Origin of the sequence: Legionella quinlivanii (assembly GCF_003265995.1) — a bacterium.
Lineage (GTDB): Bacteria > Pseudomonadota > Gammaproteobacteria > Legionellales > Legionellaceae > Legionella_C > Legionella_C quinlivanii_A.
Map to the genome: position 1 here is coordinate 215,124 of NZ_MVJN01000004.1, position 21,732 is coordinate 236,855.

The window sequence follows — 21,732 nt, forward strand, 5'->3', positions numbered from 1 at the left end:
ACTCGAGATGAATTCACAGAAACTCACTCCTGAACTGGGTGGAATGGAGTGATGCAAATAGTGAATTTTATTATTTAAATTTGTACTTTCATTATTCAAGAAACTGTTAGCCTCCTTATGAATCATAATAGAAAAATTCAGTTGCACCCTACATTGAATTTTGTAGAGGATATTCAGGTCATTTGTAGACCATTACAGATGCTGGGCATTACTTACTTTGCGCATGTTAAAGTTATTGGGAGTAAATTTTCCGCCATCAGTAATAATCCAGCACTTATTGAACATTATCTACAGCAACATTATTACAATGTTGATATTCATACCGCGAATTCAACATATTTAGGTCCGTATGTGTTGTGGGATGGCATTACTCGCTATGGTTTAAGTGAGAAAATGCATATTGAAGCAGGTCAATTTGGGGTATTACATACTTTTTCTATAATAGAAAAAGAAGACCATGTTTATCAATTTTTCCACTTCGCTACTAATAAGCCAGGCACGGCAATTAATCAGATTTATTTAAGCCAATTAGATTTTTTAAAATTATTTATACTTTATTTTAAAGATACAATGAAATCTAGCAGACACTTGAACAGAGCCTATGAACTAGAATTCACCTTAAATAAAGACGCGCAAGGTTTTTCATTTAATGAAGAAGATTATAAACTCATTACACCTGATTTTGTTTTAAAGAAATTTGATTTACCGGAATGCACCAAACCTTTAACGAAACGTGAAATCAGTATCCTAAAAGAATTGCACTCAGGCAATACTATTAGTCAAATCGCTCACATTAATAATATTGCTGAAATTACGGTGAATAAAACTATTGCCAACATTAAAGAGAAAACAAATTGCAAGACACATTTTCAATTAGGTGAGTTCTTCGCCCGTCATTTTGAAGCGGTTAATATGATTAAATAAACTTGATCTTAATCAGCCGATAACGAGAGTCTTCATCAAACTGTGTCATGCCATGTCATCTCGAACGCAGTGAGAGATCTCCGAATGCTGGCACAAACCAGGATTTGGGAGATCTCTCACTGCGTTCGAGATGACGGTGGGCCTGTGAGTAAGGACATAGTTTTACAAAAACCAATATAACTTATGGCCAACTGTTCTGCCAACTCATCAGGTATAATTGCGGTCCAACTCATAACGGCTTAATTGTATGGCGAACAGAAGAAACGTTTAAATTCTGAAAAAATGCGTCCTCATCTCTCAGGATATTGAAAACCTTCTCTCTTCATCTGAATCAAGCTTTTCAACATGAGTGACTTGTTGCAAACACGGCTTTAGTTTCAAAAAAATCTCTGTAAACAATTTGATGTAGAAGCCTTCCAGACTTAAGTTATTACTATCGGTCATTACTCCTTGAACATTACAAAGGATTAAACAACTTGCCGAATCGATTACCTGATTGCGCTTTTCTGAAGAGTGAAGCGCTTTTTGCAGGTTTTGATAAAGGCTGGGGCCTAAATCCAAGTCAACTTCAGTTTTTGAAGCGATTGCAACCAGGGCCTTTAGTGTGGAAATATAAAGAGAAATGTCATTTCCCATAAGGTTTTGGCTTAGATGTTTAACGGCCTGCTCTGTTTGTTCTGGATCCAGTATTGGTAAAAGTCGAGTAAGATACAATGCAAAAAGGATAGAAGAGCGTATATTGGTTTCTTTTGAATTCTCAATTTCCGTCATAATTTTTTCTAAGTCTGGCTCTCTTAATAAGGGCGCCAATAAACCCAGGACCAGGGGTGATAGTAGAGAATGCTCATAATTTGTAGGCTCTTTTTCTTTGTTGATAGCTATTAAAATCAATTCTGCTATTTGATGACTATTTAACTTTCGTACCATAATTGATAAGCATATTGCTAATTTATTAGTGTAATCATGATTCAACATATCCATTAATTGAATACATAACTGAAAAGAATTGTGCCTATCAAAACGAGGAGCCATATTTATAATGCATTTCCAGGCACTCAAACGAAGTTTGCTTAGCATAGAGAAATCATATTCAGGATATGTCCATTCCTCTTTCAATTTACTGGGAAGTTTACTGACAAAGTCCATGCCTTGATCAAGGCTTAAACTTGCGCTGAAAGCATCCAGACATGATATGACCTCAGCCGTGGGAGCCTCATTTAGCATGCTCTCCAGTTCCTGTACCAAAAATGCATTTTGTTCTTTAAAGCCAGATGAAAATCGAAGGATGCATTTTAGTATTTGTTCCAGGATTAACTTATCTGAATGCTTTATATTGTTAATTAAAAATTGACTTATGTCGGCCCACAGAGGATCTTGGATTAGTTCTGCAGGCATTGCTTTTAAACAGAGCAAGACGGGGAATAAAACCTTTGAATCCGTTAGTAAAAGGCTCAATTTAGGTACAAATACTTGCCATGTTGTTGAGTTCATTTGGGGCAAGCAATCAGCTAACGTTAATAATGAACCATAGCACAACGTTGGCATATCAATTGTTTCAATTAGCTTGGGAACCAACTGCTCCATGTTTTCAGCGCTTAACACAGAAGATAGACGGCGTAAATTCTCGGCAAATTTGGCATCAGGCAGATTATTTAGATGCTGTTCTATGCTTTTAAATAATCTTGTTTGATCCGACCTGTCAAGATGATCAGCCATTTGAATGATTCTGTCGGCAGCCAGTTCTTCATGTGTCTGCGTGGCTAAACACTTTGCTATTGTTTGCATTAATTCGAATAATAAATCACTGGGCAAATAACCGGCCAATACATCCACTCCCAGCAGTGTATCCCTAATGACCCATGTATCAGGATGGCTTGAATCCTTTAACCTAGCAGCTATAAGTGAAATTAATTCTTTTTGCTGTAACCTGGACATACTGGCTGAAAATGAGCATATGCAGCGAGTTGCAATAGTAAGCTCAGTGCCTCTGAGAGGCTCTTTCATTTTTATAAAAAGTCTGGAAATGATGCTTTGAACATTGGAGGAAGTTAATAATGATTTGCAAGCTTGCAAACATTTAAAGGCAACGCTGGAACTCTCTAACTGCTCCAGGATTTCCAGACAAAATTTTAATTGTTCTGTTGCACTGAGTCTTAGGATAAAAGTTTTAAAACACTTGATGGCTTCATCTTCAACAGAGGAGCCTGAAGATAATGCTTTCATCAGGGTTGATTTAAATGAAATTAATGTATCCTCATTCAGCTTCAATGCAAGAAAATTCAAATAACGTAAGTCCATTGTGCGTATCGTTGAATTTGTTTCATTTAGCTTGTTAGAAACGATAAGTATAATTTCGGCGAGTTGCTCAGGGTTAAGACAGAAAAAAAAGGCAGGGAGATATTCATCGTTTGAACCTTCCCGGATTTTATTCTTTAATTCTGCAAAAAAAGGCTCATCAATTTCAAATTTAACATCATAAAGAGCCGCAAGCACAATCATAGCTAATAAACGATATAAGCTAGACACATTACTCTTCTTGATTAAAGTTAACAATTTAGAGGCAAATGTTTTTTTATAACGAGCAGAGATTAGGTGGGTAATCTGAGCAGGTTGGGCAGCCCATTGTTTTAATAGATTGGTTTGAATTCTGGTAGATTGAAAATCGTTTCTTGAAAATAAAGTTAATACAGAGTGAATCCAGTGATTTGAGCTAAACATTCGAAAATTTAGAAGTTTTGGAGCAGAAGACCGTCTTAAAAGAGGTGGAAAAATCGAAGGCTGTAATTCCGAAAAAGGTTTTTTCATAAGAGCAAAATAATCAACAAAAAGCGTCATTATAGATTGGCATGATAAATTTGCAAATAGAGAGATCAAGAAATGCTTGGTTAGGTGCTCGGAAAATGGTGTCCCTTTTGAAAGTTTATGATGCTAATTATTGTTATGCCAATCTACAAGTCAGTCCACACTATGTTAGCCAAAAAATTATAAATGTAAGACAATGCTCTTATATAACTTCACGCCATACTTATGAGTTATGATATGGTGACAGCACATAGGCTTATCCACCTTGTCCTGAAAGCGAAGCTTTAACCTCGAAGGCTTGGTACTAAAATGCCTTCGAGGCGCCTGCGGAGGCTAAACCGTATAACGAATACCGATTGCGCCAAGATTATAATTTTGTGAATCTAACTCCACCAGCCAGGGGCTGGTAGCCGCATGTCCGGGGAAGACTGTTGAGCCAAAAGTATAATTGCTTGCTGCAAGGTGGAGCCATCGATATTCAGCAAAGATACTTGCGTGTTCACTAAATACGTAACTGGTTCCCACTTTAACCTGGCCGGCAAAAACGGATTCTTCGTCACTGGTATTGGCACTGTAATGATTGACGCCTGGCTCTGGAGGCGCTACCTGAATGGAGCGTGCGTGGTCAACCGATATTAATGCACCGCCGATTCCTGCTCCGACATAAGGACGGAATTTACACTCGGCTGAATTGAAATTTAAAACGGCATTGGCCAGGAAGACACCCGCCTTCATAGGGTAACTAACCAGAAAGTCATGCTCCGGAAGTCGTGTTGTATTATTGTTTATTTCGTGACCAGTAAACTTGCTCTTGCCAAGATAATAGCCTTCAAGTTCAAAAGCAGGCACCAGGCCCCAGTTGGAATTAAAAGGATTTGATAGAATTTCAGCCCACTGATATCCGACCTGACCACCCAAAATACCAACCGAACGGCTATTCGATCTGCCGAAAGCATCGACTGCCAAAGGCCCACCAGCTGCTTCGTCAAAAAAAGCGGTTCCATATTGATAGATATCTGTCTTGGTTGAAGCACCGCCGCCGCCAAAAACACCAAAATAAATAGTGTTAGGAACGGCAGTAACTACAGGGCCCATTGTTCCAGCATGCCCTGCTCCAGTCAAAGCGAGCATTAATCCTGTAAAAGGCAGAAAAAAATTAATGCTGCTTTTTCCTTTTAATTTCATTTAATTTCTCCATAAAAAAACTTAAATCATCTACCGTTATTTTGGGGTGATGACATCCTTGTGAAACAAAACCTAGTCTGCTGGGCTTTTTTTTTAATGTCAATATGTGTCTGATTTACATTACTATCTTAGAATGGCTGCTTAAAAATGAAGTAAGCCGCCGCTACCATACATAGCCCTGCACACAGAAAATTTAAGCCCAGCGGCTTTTGCATATAGAAATAGGAAAACAAAGCAAAAATACCGATAGTGATAATTTCCTGAATCACTTTTAACTGCCCTAGATCAAACTCTCTAAACCCTATGCGATTGGCTGGAACTTGCAAGGTGTATTCAAAAAAAGCAATTCCCCAACTTATTAAAATGGCAACATAAAGGGGTTTATTATTAAGCGTTTTTAAATGACCATACCAGGCAAAGGTCATAAAAATATTGGATCCAATCAGTAAAAGTATTGTTCTCATTTTTCATAATCCTAATCAGACATCAGCTTGATACTTAGTGTCGCGATGATTTTGTCGGATCTTACCTATAAGATGAATGACTGACCATGACTTTCCTCCATGCCGTAACAGCTTCCGATGCCAGATTCGTGATACAAATGTCTCATACTTGACACCGATGAGAGGATTAAGTACAAATAGTTTATCCAGGGATGTGAAGGAAAGGATTATGACGCTGGAATCTCATCAGAAAAAAATTGAAACCACTTCCGAGATTATTCAAAAACGCTTTATTGAATACCGCGATCTCACGGAAACAATAAGAAAGAAGCTGGAAGCCTATTTTTTTGACAAATCCCGAACCGATAAGCTAACCGAGATAGCGAGAGGTGAGCAAGTCGGTGTAAACTTCAATGAACTCGAGCCCAAGATGAGAAAATGCCTCGTTGATGCTCAATCCTTGGCTGAAAAAGCCTGCAATTACAATAGCTTTGTATCAGCACTTGATGAATGTATAGTCAATTCTGGCTTGCCTTTTCAGTTACAGGACGCTGCCTGCTACACATTCAAACCAGAGAAACCCTATACTCCTTTTGCACAAGCATTTATGGGACAATTTGCTGCGGCATTAAGTGTATACCGGACATGCCTGGGAATATCTGAACTGTATTATAGTATGTTTTATAATGATGCGATTCAAAACCAGGACTATTTCGATTATCTTGAATCAGTCAATGCGCTTAAGGCAGAGTTTGATGAAGGAGCTACACCCTGCCAGGAATTGTTCCGTAGAGCCACTCCCCTAAGGCAGCAAGGAAATTTATTACTTTCCGCAAACACGGTACACAGCGGACTGGAAGCGTTTGAAAATCAATTTAATGCCTCGTCAAAACGTCTCAAAGACTTGATAATCTATGGAGAAAATTATCTCGAAAAGATTTATGTCGACTTCCCGAACGATGCGAAAATGTGGCTAATCCATTCACGCAGCTGGCATGAGCTGCTTGCCGATCTCGCTGACCATATATATCCGAAGTCTAAAATTATCAGCTGGTTTACCGAGTCTAAACTGGCGTTTTCCAAGAGCCATAGTCAGATGCTTCATAATGAAATTGATGAGTTTGGCAAAACCATGCTTGAGGAATCCCCTGAGTTAAGAATTGCGCTGGCAGAATCCGGCTTGACTACACTTCAGAATACACGGGTTAAACTACGCGCCAAAATGGCTCATGAAAAACTAAGCATTAGTGAGGCTCCCAAAAGTACATTCTTCCAAAATCACTCCCATGCATCAAATAACTTTTACCGTTCTGGAACAGAAGCGCTTCGCAGTTTTGCCCCTCTACTCCCAATAGGTAATCTGTCGAACGATAAGAGTCCTGGCTGCAGCTAGTAAAATTGCCACCCTGTTATTACGCTCTGATTAATAATAACGGGGTCGGACCAATTAATTCGATGAGCATGTAAAGCATCGTAACTATTCCTGAATAATAGATACAAAAATCAGGATAGCTGCTAAACTAGCACCAGTTTTAAAACCAAGAGAACAATATAATGTCCAAAAAACACAATAAGCCTCAGGAAATTGAGCAAATCCACGAATATGATTTTACTGATGAAGAGTTTGTAGATGATATGATGGATATGGATGATTTCATGTGCCATGCCGCTGAAACCTTAAAATCAGCTCAGGCTACCGCATTAGAATTAACCAAATTAGCTCTTCAACATTCAAAAAATGCGGATGAAAATACAGTTTTTGAATTATTTCGCCGCGCCGCAGAAGAAATTAATGAGATTTACGGATAATTAAACGGATTCATGACTCTGGATATCGGCTCCGACAACCGATATCCAGATAACGGCAAAACTGCTGATCCAGGTGTCAGACTTTCTAATAAAAAAACAGCACCCAATGGCCAAAAAATGATACAATAAGGCATTTTTAACACCAAGAAAACAAATTATGCCTAATTATGTAGCTACCGTATCCGCGAAGTGGTTGAAAGAAAATACAGTGATTTATTCTTTTGATGATGCAGAGGATACAGCGTTTTCTGATGAAGAATTGAAGAAAGCAAGTTCATTAGATAAGCAGAACGAACAAAGAAAAGACGAGCCTCCGTTAAAGCAAGTTAAGGCCTTGTTTTCTTTATTTTTTATGTATAGTGCTCCCATCTCCTTCCCTATTGGATATCTTCCTTTTAAAAAGCACAACCTTTCTTATTTAAAATTAAGATTTGATCATCCATATTCTATGCGGCTAAGTGCTTATGGAGAGGAAAATCAACATTTTAAGACACCGCTTCAGCTAGCACCTGGTGATAATGGCGATTTTGAACAGGTCGGTATAGAAGGTCAGGAAACAGTAAGATTACATTTATTCACCGATGAGATTCTTAGCGGCGATGGTGTATTTGATTTAACACAGGGCGCATTTTTTAATAACCAGAACCAGGTTGATCAATTTAAAGGTAAATTTGAGGATTTAAGGGCTTATTTTGGATTGCCAATATTCAGGGAATACAAAATTCATATTTGTACCAGTGAAGTAGGACATAAAAAATTCAACAACAAGAAAGATGAACTCGAATGCATGCTCAAAGACTATGAGTCAGAATACCAACAGATAAAAAAGGGGCTGGAAGAACTGTCAGCACAACAACCCCAAGCTATACCCGTATCGAAGCTAGTGGCGTTGCTAGAATTGGTTCGCATTCCAGATCAAGAGAAGGTTTTATCACGTAAGGGCCAGTCACTAGCCCAAATCCGCAATATAATTGAGAATTATTTTATAAATTTAGGGGATTTAATTGATCATTATCAGGACATTTTATGCGAAATAGAAACTTACATCTTTTCTGATCCAACCTATCTGGCTCCAGATAACTCTCCCTGGCGGATCATTACATTTCCATCAGGTATTGGTATGTCATGGATTGAGCGGCATTTTCCACAAACGCTAAATTATAGTCAAGAACTCATTGAACAAGCGGAGCAAGAAAAGACTATTCCCCTTGTATTATCCATGCCTGAACCAATTTATGAGACCTTTTTGGCAGAAATCCAACCGGGGACCAAGTTTAAGCAAATAGGGCTGGTAGTGGAGAGGGACCAATATATTATTCAATTTCCTGACAATACTCTTGCTAGTGATATTGATAAAAATCTGCCAAAAACAAAAGAAGCAATTAAGAACTACAAACCTAATCAACCACCGGGTCCTGCGAAAGAATTACCTGAGAAGAAAGAATTGCCAAAGGATAGCTTTTTTTCTACAATCAAAGTTAGTTCTAACAGACAAAATAAAGAATTAAGTTCAGAAAGAACCCCTTTACTGAATAGTCATAGATAATCACCAAGCAACCCTTTACCAATAATCCAAAATTATTTTAAGGTAATAAAAATAAAGGTTTAAAAATGTTTGGAAAAGTAGTAATTAATACTCAGCCTGATATCAGCTATGTAGCCTGGTTGGCGCATTGCGACAACCAGGTTTTCAATCCTGATAGCCTAATCCCCAATTTCGCGGAAGACTCCCCTTCCTGATGGATTGATAAACGCCAGAACAGGCACAGGAATTTCGACTTTCTAAATAAGAGTAAAAAAATAAATTGCTTCGATGAGAAAAATCACGTCGATATCGCGCACTTGTAGCAAACCCGGTTGTCGCAATGCGCCAACCAGGCTACGCTGCTTGTCTTCCTCCGGTTAAAGAAAACACTTTGAGCAAGGTTAAACTAATAGGCAAGCAGTGGAGCTTACTCTGTCTGACTCCTCAATATAATTTTCTCCACGCTCAAGAGGAGTTTTGCTGATACCAAAATCCAACAATGCTTTTTCTGCTAAGAGTTTATCCTCTGCAGCACAGGCATGCAGGAATGCCTGGCAGAATACCTCTTGGGGTGTTAACCCATAGCGACCGGGTGAGTTGGTCAATACCTCAAGCACAGGATGGCTGCAATTAGCCGACATTCTGTTATATTTTGCATATTTATATTTCCAAACTGATTGAAGCTGTGCCAGATGCTGAATTTCTTGCTCAATACTTCGCTCAGAATGTAAAAAGGAAAAAAAGCGCTGACCATCTACATTTAAAGTGTTGGACAGCATCCAAGCATAAGTTACCAAGGCGGGGCGAAACAGTGCTTTTGCCTGAAAAGCTTGTTGCTTATAGGTAATATTTAGATGCTCATCTCTTGCATCACCTTGAAGTAGCATTGTTCTGCGATCAAAGATCATGTCAATCTGGGTTTTATCAATGATCTGAATATGTTTATCAACCACACACAAAGCAGTGGCAATATGAGTTTGTGGGGAAAAAGGATTAACCTCTCCTGAAGAATTGGCAATCGTTGGATCCAATATAATCACGCGCAAAGTCTGCCTGTGTTTTTTTACTGGAATGGCTTGAATCAATTGTTGTTCATTTTCAAAAATGGAGTTTTTATTGTTGGCAGTAGCAATTAATAAATTGCCAGAAACACTTGTGGAACGAATTGAATGATACTGCCGGACTTGGTTCAAATTTGTTTTAAATTTAGGACCCAATGATTTACGAAAAAAACTCCACATAAAAATGCCTTAACCAATATTGCAAATAAATTATCTTTTCAACGTCATCCTGAACGCAGTGAAGGATCTCCTGAATCTGGCTCAGTTTTAAGCAGTTTGAGATCCTTCGCTACGCTCAGGATGACGTACCTGGGGAGTTACATTTTTTTGTAAACCAAAGAACTAAATCATCATCAAGCGGGTAACTTTTTCCAGGGATAGTTGGTTGATAATTATAGGTTATGCCCTTACCATCGGGGATGTAGCCACGATTAATATACAGTTTTTGTGCAGAACCATAATCTGCATACAGACCTACACCAATTCCCACCATTTTATATTTTGACGCGGCTTCTTTCTCTGCTTTTTCCATCAGAGCTGTGCCAATACCCAATTTTCTGAAAGCCGGTAATACATTTAAGTCCATTATTTCAGGAATATTATTTTCTTTAAAATCACTATATTGTGACTCCCATTTCAAAGTCACATAACCTGCAAAATGATCTTCCAGATAGGCCACCCAAATTATACGCTTTTGTTTCTTTTGCTCATTCAGATATTGCTCAAATATAGAGGCTGGCTTTTCTGTCCAATTGGATTGAGTAAAGCCCTCAACGATAACAGGAATATCAGATGGTGTTAGCAGCCTTAATGACAAGGAGCGATGCCTTAGAGTTTTCTCCATAACAAAATTGGTGAGTTGACAGCCTCTGATAGTAACACTTTGCTTCTTAATTACTTGAAACCCTCTTTTTTCAAAAAATGGTTTGGCGGTAATACTGACCTCAGCATATATCCGGGGTACGTTATTTTCTTTTGCTTTTTTTTCTATTGCAGTCATTAATGCAGAGGCAACCCCTTGACTTTGGAATTCATGATGAACATAAAAACAATCGATATGCCCATCAGGCTCGAACTCAGCAAATCCGACTATTGTGTTTTCTAACAAGGCAACGACAGGAGTAATTTTCTCCCATTTCTGCTTCCATCCATTTAATTCCAAGGATGTAGAAGGGGCCCAGGCATTGATTTGCTCCGGCGAATAATCGCGGATGTTGATGTTATGAATGGTGTTGTAATAAATACCTGCCAAATCCTGCGCATCATTTGCTTTATATTGTCTGATTGTAATTTTATTCTTCATACAGATTCTCAAAATTTAATATTTTTTAAACTGAAGCGATGTGCATAAACAAGGTGATTTTATATCTTTTTTGCTAAGAGCGGTTAAAATCTTAGCTTTGGCCAAGACGTAGGTCAGTCAATGAATTAGAAGCTGTTGTTTTAGAGTATTAATGGAACATTAACACTGGAACTATGATCTTGATCTGCTTTAAGCATGTTCAGCTGATATCCAAATCGAAATCTCTCTTCTTCTACTGGCATGGCATTCCCGGCGTTATGCAGTGGTTCAAAATAAAGAATATAGAAATTTTTACCTGAAGGTAATACGCATCTGAAAAAAGAGTCCAGGATTGATTCAAACTATAATGCCGGCAATCGCTATTAAAGAGACTCAATGAGATTGTCTGTAACCAGCGCCTGGTGTTATATTCGGTATTCCCTAAGTAAAAATCTAGCATGCAACTTTTTAGCGTTCAGTAACTCGCTTTGTGTAATCTCTGAGCGGTATTCTTAAATGGATTTTGAACAATATGGTAAAAATACAAAGATTTTACTTTAAGCAGCTATTAAAGCTGTCACTTGTTTTTTTGATTTTCATACACACATCGTATGCTGATAAAGAAAATTCGCTCGAACTGGAAGCAGAGGATCAAGCTGAGGCCCTTTTAGCCGTTAAACTGGAAAACTCTTACTGCTATGGTAAGTATAATTATCACGCTTGCCTGAATCTGATTGCCGGCTCGAATACTCCAGTGGTTTTAACTATAGCTAATCGCTCGACACGAGTTACCGCTTATGGGATTCAAGCTGTCTTGCCTGTAAATATGGGTGTCACCCAGGATGCTTCAAGTTGTGCAATTTTGCCGCCTTTAGCAAGCTGCACTTTACGCTTTCTTCCAGGCATGAATAGCTACCCGCAGGTTTCTGTACCCATTATAGGCACAAATGCTGCCACAACTTATGTTACGATGGAGGTGCTGCCACCCACTACATTGAGTATCGCCGTAGCAGGCTCACCGCTTGTCATACCTAAAGGTGACAACCGCTCGTTAACTATTACTAATACGTCAAATTTTAACGCCTTTGCCATTCATTCGGATTTCACGGGCACAGCTTTGGATGGACAGGTGGTTGAATCAGGAAATACCTGTGCTGTGGTAGCGCCTGGGGCTAACTGCATGGTTACCTATACCGCCATTAACACCGTCGTGCCGCCTACAAATTTTCCCATATTCGGAACGAATACCCTTGCGGTAAATGCGGTCATTTCTGTCACCTCCCCTTTTGCCTATGCCACAAACAATGTCCCATCCGGAAATATAACCCAATGTTTAAGGAACTCTCTAACCGGTGAATTAAGCAATTGTAGTGTTATGGGTCCATTTCCGGCCATCAATAACCCCAGCAATATTGTGTTTAATCAAACTGACACACTGGCTTACATTAGCAGTTCCTCGAGTAACGCCGTCACTCAGTGCTCTGTAACTCCCATAACCGGTACTTTAACTAATTGTACGGATTCGGTTATAGGCGGGCTGACTAACTCATCAGGACTAACACTGAACCCAACAGGCTCCTTCCTCTACATTCTTAATTCATCCGGCGCTACTCCCTTAATAAAATGCCCGATTGATGGAGTGGGCATGATTGTTACTGCAGGCTGTGTCAATTCCGGTGCAACACCGCCGGCAGGTCAAGTTCATAGTGGAATTACTTTCAATGCCGCAGGGACACGGGCTTATCTTGTCAATCAGTTCCAGACGACTATATGTAACGTTGATGGCACCGGGCAATTAATCGGTTGTGTTAACCCTCCATCTGCAGCAATTACTTTTGCTAATGGCAGCATGGCATTTTTTAACAATGAAAGCTTTGCCTATGTAGCAGTTACCTCTTTGAATTCGGTTGCCAGATGCGTGGTTCTCAATACCGGAATGCTAACTAGCTGCTTTACCGCAGGTGGGGCAGTTACTAATCCTCAGAATATTGCGATAGATGAGGCTAATAGTCTTATTTACATCAGTGATAACACAAGTGTGTCAAAATGCCGTATCGACCCTGTCACAGGAAACTTTTTTGACTGTATGGATTCAGGGGCAACAAATCTGAATACACCTGATGGTATATCATTAAATTAATAATAAAAATCAAGAACTTATTTATTGAGGGGGTCTATTGAATGGCCTCCTCCAAGTGGTGATTCCAGAGCAGGACTTCTTTTAGAATCTCTTTTACTACCAGAGTATTTCTTTATAACCGCCCATTAGCTAATGCGCTCAATACCTCAGTTGCTTTAGTTAAAATGCCCTTCTTCTTTTCGGGATCCATTTTATCCCAATTGAGATAAGCATAATGAAGGCGCTGATTGTTTTTAAGTACGTTTTGGTGTGTAGCTATAAAATTCCAGTAAAGGGAATTAAAAGGACATGCTTTTTCACCTATCACCTCTGCCGGATTATAAGCACATGATTTGCAAAAGTTACTCATTTTTTGAATGTATTTGCCACTGGCGGCATAAGGCTTGCTCGCCATCACCCCGCCATCAGCATACAGAGCCATCCCCAGAGTGTTTGGCAACTCCACCCATTCATAAGCATCCGCATACACGGCTAAATACCACTCACAGACTTCTTTCGGATTAATGCCTGCCAAGAGCGCAAAATTACCGGTAATCATCAAACGTTGAATATGATGAGAGTAGGCTTCGACCCTTGTCTGCCGAACGACTTCTTTCATACAAAACATTTGAGTGTGCTCTCCCCAATATAGAGAGGGCAGCGGCCTGGATGCATTAAAATAGTTTTTGTCTGCATAGTCAGGCATCAAGAGCCAATAGATGCCGCGGACGTACTCACGCCATCCCAGAATTTGACGAATAAAACCCTCGACGGCATTCAAAGGAGCTGCTTTATTTTTCAAAGCGTCTTCTGCCATGCGGCATAATTCCAAGGGCAACAGGAGCCCTGCATTCAGATAAAAGGATAATCTGGAATGGTATAAATTGACCTCATCAGAGCGCATGGCGTCCTGGTAATCACCAAAAAACCCTAAACAATGTTCTATGAAGTAGCTGGCCTCATCCAGAGCCTGCTCACGGGTCACGGCAAAATTAAACGGCTGCAGTTGGCCGAAATGATTGGAAAATTCTTTTTCCACCAGGCTTAAAACTTCTGAAGTCATCTCATCTATAGGATGCACTATTCTGCTGGGAAATGTTTCAACATGATTTGCATTTTTTCGATTTTGCTCATCGTAATTCCAGCTTCCTCCTACCGGCCTGTTCTTACTTTCAATGAGGATCTCATGCTTTTGACGCATCATGCGGTAGAAGTATTCCATGCGCAGTTGCTTTTTGTCTTTTGCCCATATTTTAAACTCATCCAGTGTGCATAGAAACCGAGTATCTTCATGAATGACGAGGGGTATCGGCATTTCCCTTTTTAATGTTTCCAATTTTTGAAGAACACGCCATTCTCCAGGGTAAGTCACATGCACCTCGGAAATTTTTTCTTCTCTGATGGCTCGATACAGTTCATCCTCAAAATTGCCAGTGTTGCCAGCATCGTCATATTGGGTATACCGAACGCGGTATCCAAGCGCTTTTAAGCGCTTGGAAAAACGGCGCATCGCTGAAAACAGGAAAGCAATTTTTTTAGGATGGTGAGCAACATAGGTGGCTTCCTCCATCACTTCGCAAAGAAAAATCACATCATTGCGCTTGTCGATTACTGTGAGAGAAGAAAGCGATTCACTTAATTGATCGCCCAAAAGAAAACACAGTCTCGTCATAGCATATCCTGAACTTATACTTTAAGCTTCGGTCGAACAGAACTTAAGCCGCCATCTACTGCGAGCACCTGCCCGGTGATCCAATTGTTTGAGGGGTTTAAAAAAAACAAGATAGCCCTGGCTATGTCCGCTGACTCTCCAATTCGCCCCAAAGCATGCATGGCAGTCGATGCCCTGGCAATCAATTGGTTATTCAGTAATGACTCCGTCAATGGCGTTTTGACCATCCCGGGTGCCACGACATTAATGCGAAGATTTGAAGAGGCATAAGTCGCCGCTGCTGATTGTGCCAAGCCAATAATCCCTGCTTTGGCCGCTGCAATAGCCTCATGATTGGCCAATCCAGTCAACGCTGCTGCAGAGGCAATAAGTACTACGGAGCCGCCATGCGTCATTCTTTTTCCCGCAGCATGGACAACTGCAAATGATGTGGTCAGGGATGCGTTGATTGTTTTTTGGAACTCCTCATAACTGGTCGTATGAGCACTTTTGATTAATAAAGAGCCTGCACAATTGACTACCCCGTCCAGAGGCCCTGCCTGCTCAAACACTTTATCGACTGCACCGAAGTCAGTGCCATCAAGTATAAAGTCAGGGGTGATCTTTTCTTTGCTTTGTGCTGTTGTAAAAACCTCATCACCCTGCTTTTGTAAAAGCTCGGTTACTGATTGACCAATCGCGCTGCTTGCTGCAATAATGAGATATCGGGCCATAGAATTTGTGCGCCATAGTGCCAGGAAGGCACCTACTATGAAGGATAGTCTTTTTGACTTCAAGTATTCATGAGTAATTTGTTTCAAGGACTGCGATGAAACTTATAGTGCTTTTTTTCTTAACGATGCTTTGTATTTTCGTATTGGATATGATTTGGCTGGCGTTCCTCGCCAAATCGATTTATGCAAAAAATATCGGCATGTTATTGCGTACATTGGGAGGGGAAATGGCGCCGGTTTGGTGGGCGGCAGTTGTAGTTTATGTGTGCATCGCTCTGGGTATCCTTTATTTTGTTATACCTAACGCCCAGGGCAATTACGCGCAAGCATTGCTCGGCGGAGTAATGCTTGGTCTTGTAACTTATGGGATTTACGACTTTACTAATTATTCAATCCTTGCAGGCTGGCCATGGAAAATAACGCTAATCGATTTTATCTGGGGAATGGTCCTGTGCGGACTGAGTAGTTTATTTGCAGTCTTCATTCAGAACCGATTTCTTTCTTGAACCAGGGAAAAAACATGGGCGTTTGTTTTTGGTAATTAATGTATTTTTGACCCCGTGATTGTATGGAACCTTTTTCGGTCATCAGGCCCGTTATACGGGTAAAAATAATGTATAGCATTAAAGGAGAAAGTAAGCCCAAATACCCTAAGTTGGACTGTATCGCAAATAATGCGAATCCCATCCAGACCAACCAGTCAAAAAAATAATTAGGGTGGCGAGAATAGCGCCATAAACCTGCATTACAGACCTCTCCTTTGTATTGATTCTTAAATCGCTGCAGTTGTATATCTGCCAGAGTTTCCCCCATGATTCCTAATGAAATTATGCAAATAGCAATGCTGTCTATCCAGGTTAAATGGGTTAATTCTGATTCGCTTATCAGCAGAAACACACTTGAAATGATAAGAATTAAAAGCCCCTGAAGTTGGAAGTTAATAAAGAATCCAAATGAATGGTTTATTTTCCAGGTACTGCTGAGTTCAGTATAACGCTTGTCTATATGGCCTATTCTTATGCGGGTGTACCATAAATAAAATGCAAGACGTAATGCCCATAAAATGAGAAAAGAGCTAATAATGAAAGTACGAAAACTGAAAGACCTGAAGCTTAGATAAATCAGCCCTGTAACCATTAGTCCTAATGACCAGGCAACATCAACAACAGAGGGGTTTTTTAAAATACGATACAATCCCCACATCAGACTCATTTGAATAAACAGATATATTATTACAACACCAAGTGAATACAACATTCCTTATCCTTAAATCCAGTGCTCTCTATTCTAAACAGTGTTTCAGTTAAATTTAGCCTATAGCATTCCAGAAGCAGCCACAAGTTGGGGCAGGAATCGCTTCCCATAGAGGAGCCACAAGATACTTCTTGACCTGGAAGATGATGTGGAGCCTGTTGAAGACGCACCACAGTTAAATAGTGCAGAACTTCAGGAAGCACTCCCTGGCTAATGATTAAGCGAATGCGACTCGCAAACCGACCATAAATAAATTGGCCTGAGGCTTATAACGGCCCCGGAGAAATTCACCGGATAAGGGTTCTTCCGCGCTTTTGGTCACACTATCGTATTGTGTAAATTGATAGGTAAAGAGAAGTTCCTTATTAGCAGAGAGTTTATTAGCCACTCCCACTTTGGCACTTATACCAGTTAACCATTGCTCAAAATTCCCGCTAACCCCTGCATTACCAGCCGTGTTGGTAGAATCGATTTTGAACTGGCTGCGGGATACGCCAGGGCCTGCAAAAATACGGAAACTTTCATTATAATGATATTCCGGTAAGGCGAAGAGGCTAAATCCATAATTTAGCTTTTCCTTTGCCAGCACTGACTCATCAATGAACCAGTTATTAATGACATGCCTTGCCCGCCCTGTAAATAAATCCGCATCGCCTTCAATCGCTATACTGACCTTTTCAGTGAATAAAAAATCATAGGCAACTGCAAGCTGGCCATGAAAACCGGTATAGGCATGACGATAACTCTCAGACGTTGTAAAGGGATCGCCCAAAGGATACGTTAAATCTTTGTCGATATTGACTGCGTTAACGCCTAAATTCAAAGCAGCTGACCAATTAGCATAAGCATTTAAACTTAACAAACTTAACGCAACTAAAATAAATTTCTTATTCATAATGACCTCATTTATAAAATACCAGGGATTGTGATGAGATTGGAGGTTTCGCTGATGCCCCCGCCTTGCCTTATCACCGTAATAGAAACATTCACTTTTCGCGGCGTTACAATATTTGTGACAATAAAGCGACGATGCGGGCCATCCAGTGTAACAATTGAATTAGGCAACCCATTGGCAACCAGGCCTGTAATAAAACGTGGATCCAGACCGGCATAATAAATGAAGGCTTCACTGCGATTCATTGGATTGCGTTCAGCCTGGACCAAATTAAGATGAGTCGCGATGCTAAAATTATTAGATGAAATATTAAAAAAACTGCCAGTGGACGCCTTAACCATAATACGAGCGGTTGTGGTCGCCAGACTGGGAACAAACACATTAGCTATGCCGATGTTAAGTGTTCTTTGCGCCAAAAGATAGGGATAGGTGACGCCCCCATCAATAGAAAGAAAAATATCCACAAACTGAGCATTCACGGGCGGCAAGTTGGTATTAGCGACACTCCACATGACCGGCTCAATCGTATCCCCCAGGAAGCTTATACCGGGGTTTGTGGGATGAGTGACTACAAAGGGACCTGCCGCTGTCGTGGTTGTCACATTCACATCGGTGTAGGCATTGCATGAGCCATAGGGATTATTTGCCCGAGCCGTAACTCTGAATTTCAAAATCCTTGATACAGAGGGAATAACCTCCCAGGTGAAGGGCCCATTATTCGCTAAAGACACCAGATTAGGAAAAAATCGAGTGGGCGATATTGAGGGATCAATACTTCTGAAATTGGGACCACCGGTTGCCGAACTGACAGGGGGCTGAACCGAGACTTCATTATTCATTTGTTCCCAGGTATAAGTTAACCAATTACCCGTTGGATTAGTGGCTGAAGCAGTTAAACTAAAGGGCGTGTTGGCTGGAATGATGTGATTTCCATTAGTATTGCTTATGAGCGGTGCAGGAAAAATTGGCGTTTTAACTGCGCAGGTATGCGTTGGCTGTGAAACGAACTGGCCGATTTCCTGTAAGCTGATGCCATTAAAATAGGCGCTTGAATTCGCCTGCACATTGGGCGCGCAAATCCCTGCATAACCCATAATGGTGCTGCCGCTTCCTGGCTCGACTGCTGTCGGAATATTGCGTTCGCAACTATTATTCTGCACATGATTTGCTCCAAACTGATGGCCTATTTCATGAGCAACATAGTCCACATCGAAAGGATCACCAATAGGATTTTCCTGGCCTGTTGCGCCCTGTGCCTTTTCAGCCGGATCACAGACACTGCCAAGGCTTGCCAATCCACTGCCAGAGGCATCAACCACATGACCAATATCATAATTGGCTGACCCAATCACCGCATCCACATTGGTCTGGTTTTCTTCAATCAAAGCAGAAGGATTGCCATTGGTATAGGGCTGATTATCCGGATCCGTATAAATAATGGCCGAATTATTTGCGACTAATTGTAGTGTGATAGCAGCGTCACGTTCATAAATTCCATTTACACGATTCACCGTTGTGACTTCACCCGCCAGTGCCTGAGCGACTGTCCCCCCGTAAAAAGCAGTGTATTGCGCGGTTGCTGCCATTGCCAGACGATATTTCCTTAATTCACAAGTAGAAAAATTGGCAAAAGACTTAGTCGTTTGCAGTGGCTTACCCTGCCCTGACACACCGCATTTAGTTCGCTTGATTGTCCTAAAATCTTTCTTATAGTAGACCATGTAATATTGCGTATTATCTTTTTCCAAAGGATCAATAAAAATACTGTCCTTACCGGGAGTCAGGATCATGGCGTGAAAACCGTTAGGGGTAATATCCAGTTTAACCAGCTCAGCTGAATCATCAGTGCTATAAGCATCATAGGTTTTAATTTCTGGAAATTTGGCAGCCAGATCAGGTGCCATAGTCGAATTTTCAACCAGCTTATACTGCCGGTTCTGGCCATTGGGATGAGGGAGTTCGATGACAAGCGCTTTACTACTTGATAAATTATCGCGATGCGGAGCAAGTGCCAATTCGGAGTAAAGTGATTGTATATCAATTTTAACTAAACGATAGTGTCTGGCATGAATAGCCGGGTTCGCAGCAGACGCTAAGGAAGAATCCACATCTTCTCCGATGCGAATCGTCGATTGCGCAAATAGAGTCGCAGAAAATAATACCAGAAAAGCAGTAATTAATGTCCGTATCATTGCTCTTACATCCTGTTAAGATTATTTCGAGCGAGAGACTATATCAAGCTACTCATTGATTCTCAAATAAATTTATCCTCAATGGTAGCTTTTAAGTTGTCTTTGCGAACAAAGTGAAGCAATTGATCCAGATCGAAGCTTGAACAAAGTAAGGAGCTGGATTGCTTCGCTAGCGCTCGCAAAGACGGCTTCAAACCTGTCATTTCCGCGCAGGCGGAAATCTATTCCTGATTCGGCACAGTGCCATGTAAAAATGGATTTCCGCCTGCGCGGAAATGACAAAGCTAGACGCCCTGAAGGGCATAGATTGCTCAAATCGATAATTAAAACCCTGGAAAATTTATCCCTGGCAAAGTCATTTTCTTTAGCAGGCTCTGAGTGTCCGCAAAATTCGCAGAGGGCTCACTCTGGCAATCAGCACTATTTGCCAAGGCCTCTATATCTGATTTTGAACCGCCACTAAAAAACATATCCGCCAGCTTAAACGCACAAGCCGAGCTTTCCACTATCAAACCGTGCCCGGCATAGGGATGTTCCCAGAATAATGATTGAGGAATAAGCTGATGCATTTCGCGCATCGCCTGAATTGGCGTAACTGGATCAAATCGTCCGCCCCAAATAAAGACAGGAACATTCAGCTTTCTAAGTTCCTCAGCAAAAGCCATCGGTTTACGGTGTTTTTCAAATGCTCCGCAGTCGCCAAAAGAGGAAAAATAATAGGCATTGGCATCCTGGTCAGCTGAGTAATCCCATATTTCTTCGCAAATAATATGGCGCGACATACCCGTCATCGGAAAATCAGGCTGACTCCCTATTATTTTCTCAGCTTCTTCCCTGGAGCCAGTATTCAGAAGTCGCTCCAGAAAAATGCGCGTTGCTCTGGTGCGTCCATCATAACCATAACTGTAGCTAAAAATAGTACGAAGAACTGCGGATCTCAGATCGCTGTATTTTTGAATCACCCGGTCATATAAATTACTGATAGCCTCATCACTACGGATATATAAAGGCATAAATTGCTGCCGGGCAATATCAATGGCCTGGCTGTCATGAAATGCTGAATCTAATATCATCGCCTCAATGGATTGTGGATATTTTATTGCATACTGCTGCCCTAAGAAGGTTCCATATGAAATTCCATAGACAAACCATTTACCGTCCTCTCCCAAAAGATCCTTGCGAATAGCCTCTATATCATCAGCAGTTCTGCTCATTGAATAGATACCCTCTTCATACCAGGCCTTCCAGGCAGAAAGAGGTCGAGTACAACCCAGACCCCGGTGATCAAAACCGACAATATTCATTTTTTTGTCGAGTTTAGTGTTATAGAAAAGCTCAATCAAATTATGATCGCCGCCAGGCCCGCCATTGATAACCAAAAGAGTGGGTTTTTGCGGGTCAAAGGAATGAAGGAGCTTATAATACACCCGAATCAGACCCGCAGTATCCTTTCGCTGTTCGGCGCGCAACTTGGTAACAACATAACGATCTTTTGCACCTGCAGAGGGACAGGTTTCTGTTTTGGCAGTTGAAGTAAATGACAAAGAATAAAGCAGTAAATAGAGATAAATCCGAAAGTTTCTCATAGAGTGCACGTCGGGCATAAATCGATTACAGCATTATATAAACAAGCGTCTCTTTCTCAAACAACTCATTGAAAATTAAAATCTCCCACTCTTTAAGGTTTTTCGCTCATCTGAGTTTGAATGTCGGGCGAAAGCGCCCATAGCGGTCAGGATAAGAAGTAATGTTATCCCCTCTCCACCGCGCGCAGCGTGGGGGAGAGGGTAGGGTGAGGGGGTTAAAAAATTTATCACGTTAGTGATTCCATTTTGTTGTGGCAATAAACCATCGCC

18 protein-coding genes are annotated in these 21,732 nt (G+C 40.8%); 7 read left to right on the forward strand and 11 right to left on the reverse strand.

Annotated elements, in window-relative coordinates:
- The first annotated feature begins 117 nt into the window (after nucleotides 1-117).
- A complete protein-coding gene (locus B1207_RS06395) occupies nucleotides 118-924 on the forward strand; it encodes a helix-turn-helix transcriptional regulator (RefSeq protein ID WP_112219167.1) in 807 nt (268 codons plus the stop codon).
- 297 nt (nucleotides 925-1,221) lie between these two features.
- Here B1207_RS06395 and B1207_RS15945 read toward each other — a convergent pair whose 3' ends face one another.
- The 3 genes from B1207_RS15945 to B1207_RS06410 all read right to left on the reverse strand — a co-directional run bounded on the left by B1207_RS15945 (nucleotide 1,222) and on the right by B1207_RS06410 (nucleotide 5,375).
- Nucleotides 1,222-3,729, reverse strand: a complete 2,508-nt coding sequence (locus tag B1207_RS15945; RefSeq protein WP_172458161.1) for a hypothetical protein — start codon at nucleotides 3,727-3,729, stop codon at nucleotides 1,222-1,224.
- A 330-nt stretch (nucleotides 3,730-4,059) separates the two neighbouring features.
- Nucleotides 4,060-4,911 (reverse strand): outer membrane protein, encoded by an 852-nt coding sequence (locus tag B1207_RS06405; protein ID WP_112219169.1) that lies wholly within the window; start codon nucleotides 4,909-4,911, stop codon nucleotides 4,060-4,062.
- Nucleotides 4,912-5,039: 128 nt separating this feature from the next.
- Entirely contained in the window at nucleotides 5,040-5,375 is a 336-nt protein-coding gene (locus B1207_RS06410; RefSeq protein ID WP_112219170.1) for a DMT family protein, read from the reverse strand.
- Nucleotides 5,376-5,583: 208 nt separating this feature from the next.
- On the opposite strand from B1207_RS06410, the gene B1207_RS06415 reads away from it, so the two are divergent.
- The 4 genes from B1207_RS06415 (at nucleotide 5,584) to B1207_RS16140 (ending at nucleotide 8,903) form a co-directional block, all read left to right on the forward strand.
- The gene (locus tag B1207_RS06415; RefSeq protein ID WP_112219171.1) at nucleotides 5,584-6,747 is read left to right on the forward strand and encodes a hypothetical protein; all 1,164 of its coding nucleotides are present in this window, start codon (nucleotides 5,584-5,586) and stop codon (nucleotides 6,745-6,747) included.
- Nucleotides 6,748-6,908: 161 nt separating this feature from the next.
- Nucleotides 6,909-7,163, forward strand: coding sequence for a hypothetical protein (locus B1207_RS06420; RefSeq protein WP_112219172.1), 255 nt, complete (start codon nucleotides 6,909-6,911; stop codon nucleotides 7,161-7,163).
- A 157-nt stretch (nucleotides 7,164-7,320) separates the two neighbouring features.
- A complete protein-coding gene (locus tag B1207_RS06425; RefSeq protein ID WP_112219173.1) occupies nucleotides 7,321-8,709 on the forward strand; it encodes a hypothetical protein in 1,389 nt (462 codons plus the stop codon).
- A 65-nt stretch (nucleotides 8,710-8,774) separates the two neighbouring features.
- Entirely contained in the window at nucleotides 8,775-8,903 is a 129-nt protein-coding gene (locus B1207_RS16140; protein ID WP_301182686.1) for a hypothetical protein, read from the forward strand.
- 186 nt (nucleotides 8,904-9,089) lie between these two features.
- Here the strand turns inward: B1207_RS16140 and B1207_RS06430 are convergent, their stop codons facing one another.
- The gene (locus B1207_RS06430; RefSeq protein ID WP_112219174.1) at nucleotides 9,090-9,929 is read right to left on the reverse strand and encodes a hypothetical protein; all 840 of its coding nucleotides are present in this window, start codon (nucleotides 9,927-9,929) and stop codon (nucleotides 9,090-9,092) included.
- Between the two features lie 115 nt (nucleotides 9,930-10,044).
- Nucleotides 10,045-11,052, reverse strand: a complete 1,008-nt coding sequence (locus tag B1207_RS16075) for a GNAT family N-acetyltransferase (RefSeq protein ID WP_253255796.1) — start codon at nucleotides 11,050-11,052, stop codon at nucleotides 10,045-10,047.
- Between the two features lie 568 nt (nucleotides 11,053-11,620).
- On the opposite strand from B1207_RS16075, the gene B1207_RS06440 reads away from it, so the two are divergent.
- The gene (locus B1207_RS06440; RefSeq protein ID WP_172458163.1) at nucleotides 11,621-13,171 is read left to right on the forward strand and encodes a hypothetical protein; all 1,551 of its coding nucleotides are present in this window, start codon (nucleotides 11,621-11,623) and stop codon (nucleotides 13,169-13,171) included.
- A gap of 112 nt (nucleotides 13,172-13,283) precedes the next feature.
- Here the strand turns inward: B1207_RS06440 and B1207_RS06445 are convergent, their stop codons facing one another.
- Nucleotides 13,284-14,822 (reverse strand): cryptochrome/photolyase family protein, encoded by a 1,539-nt coding sequence (locus B1207_RS06445; RefSeq protein WP_112219176.1) that lies wholly within the window; start codon nucleotides 14,820-14,822, stop codon nucleotides 13,284-13,286.
- Between the two features lie 14 nt (nucleotides 14,823-14,836).
- Nucleotides 14,837-15,535, reverse strand: a complete 699-nt coding sequence (locus B1207_RS06450) for an SDR family oxidoreductase (RefSeq protein WP_112219177.1) — start codon at nucleotides 15,533-15,535, stop codon at nucleotides 14,837-14,839.
- A 95-nt stretch (nucleotides 15,536-15,630) separates the two neighbouring features.
- Here B1207_RS06450 and B1207_RS06455 point away from each other — a divergent pair, with 95 nt between their 5' ends.
- A complete protein-coding gene (locus B1207_RS06455) occupies nucleotides 15,631-16,041 on the forward strand; it encodes a DUF2177 family protein (RefSeq protein ID WP_112219178.1) in 411 nt (136 codons plus the stop codon).
- On the opposite strand, the gene B1207_RS06460 is transcribed toward B1207_RS06455, so the two are convergent.
- The 4 genes from B1207_RS06460 to B1207_RS06475 form a co-directional block, all read right to left on the reverse strand.
- Complete coding sequence (locus B1207_RS06460; protein WP_437178497.1) at nucleotides 16,016-16,792, reverse strand: DUF1295 domain-containing protein; 777 nt, start codon at nucleotides 16,790-16,792, stop codon at nucleotides 16,016-16,018. The two genes, B1207_RS06455 and B1207_RS06460, sit on opposite strands and share 26 nt — an antisense overlap.
- 214 nt (nucleotides 16,793-17,006) lie before the next feature.
- Nucleotides 17,007-17,684, reverse strand: a complete 678-nt coding sequence (locus B1207_RS06465; RefSeq protein ID WP_112219179.1) for an outer membrane beta-barrel protein — start codon at nucleotides 17,682-17,684, stop codon at nucleotides 17,007-17,009.
- 11 nt (nucleotides 17,685-17,695) lie between these two features.
- Complete coding sequence (locus tag B1207_RS06470) at nucleotides 17,696-19,876, reverse strand: reprolysin-like metallopeptidase (RefSeq protein ID WP_112219180.1); 2,181 nt, start codon at nucleotides 19,874-19,876, stop codon at nucleotides 17,696-17,698.
- 323 nt (nucleotides 19,877-20,199) lie between these two features.
- Complete coding sequence (locus tag B1207_RS06475; protein WP_172458165.1) at nucleotides 20,200-21,462, reverse strand: alpha/beta hydrolase; 1,263 nt, start codon at nucleotides 21,460-21,462, stop codon at nucleotides 20,200-20,202.
- Nucleotides 21,463-21,732 lie beyond the last annotated feature (270 nt).

What these genes read in the sequence shown, in the direction of transcription:
- B1207_RS06445 (WP_112219176.1), bottom strand. Translation starts at nt 14,822, where the DNA reads ATGACGAGACTGTGTTTTCTTTTGGGCGATCAATTAAGTGAATCGCTT.
- B1207_RS15945 (WP_172458161.1), bottom strand. Translation starts at nt 3,729, where the DNA reads ATGAAAAAACCTTTTTCGGAATTACAGCCTTCGATTTTTCCACCTCTT.
- B1207_RS06450 (WP_112219177.1), bottom strand. Translation starts at nt 15,535, where the DNA reads ATGGCCCGATATCTCATTATTGCAGCAAGCAGCGCGATTGGTCAATCA.
- B1207_RS06430 (WP_112219174.1), bottom strand. Translation starts at nt 9,929, where the DNA reads ATGTGGAGTTTTTTTCGTAAATCATTGGGTCCTAAATTTAAAACAAAT.
- B1207_RS06460 (WP_437178497.1), bottom strand. Translation starts at nt 16,792, where the DNA reads ATGTTGTATTCACTTGGTGTTGTAATAATATATCTGTTTATTCAAATG.
- B1207_RS06455 (WP_112219178.1), top strand. Translation starts at nt 15,631, where the DNA reads ATGAAACTTATAGTGCTTTTTTTCTTAACGATGCTTTGTATTTTCGTA.
- B1207_RS06465 (WP_112219179.1), bottom strand. Translation starts at nt 17,684, where the DNA reads ATGAATAAGAAATTTATTTTAGTTGCGTTAAGTTTGTTAAGTTTAAAT.
- B1207_RS06470 (WP_112219180.1), bottom strand. Translation starts at nt 19,876, where the DNA reads ATGATACGGACATTAATTACTGCTTTTCTGGTATTATTTTCTGCGACT.
- B1207_RS06475 (WP_172458165.1), bottom strand. Translation starts at nt 21,462, where the DNA reads ATGAGAAACTTTCGGATTTATCTCTATTTACTGCTTTATTCTTTGTCA.
- B1207_RS16075 (WP_253255796.1), bottom strand. Translation starts at nt 11,052, where the DNA reads ATGAAGAATAAAATTACAATCAGACAATATAAAGCAAATGATGCGCAG.
- B1207_RS16140 (WP_301182686.1), top strand. Translation starts at nt 8,775, where the DNA reads ATGTTTGGAAAAGTAGTAATTAATACTCAGCCTGATATCAGCTATGTA.
- B1207_RS06420 (WP_112219172.1), top strand. Translation starts at nt 6,909, where the DNA reads ATGTCCAAAAAACACAATAAGCCTCAGGAAATTGAGCAAATCCACGAA.
- B1207_RS06410 (WP_112219170.1), bottom strand. Translation starts at nt 5,375, where the DNA reads ATGAGAACAATACTTTTACTGATTGGATCCAATATTTTTATGACCTTT.
- B1207_RS06425 (WP_112219173.1), top strand. Translation starts at nt 7,321, where the DNA reads ATGCCTAATTATGTAGCTACCGTATCCGCGAAGTGGTTGAAAGAAAAT.
- B1207_RS06415 (WP_112219171.1), top strand. Translation starts at nt 5,584, where the DNA reads ATGACGCTGGAATCTCATCAGAAAAAAATTGAAACCACTTCCGAGATT.
- B1207_RS06395 (WP_112219167.1), top strand. Translation starts at nt 118, where the DNA reads ATGAATCATAATAGAAAAATTCAGTTGCACCCTACATTGAATTTTGTA.
- B1207_RS06405 (WP_112219169.1), bottom strand. Translation starts at nt 4,911, where the DNA reads ATGAAATTAAAAGGAAAAAGCAGCATTAATTTTTTTCTGCCTTTTACA.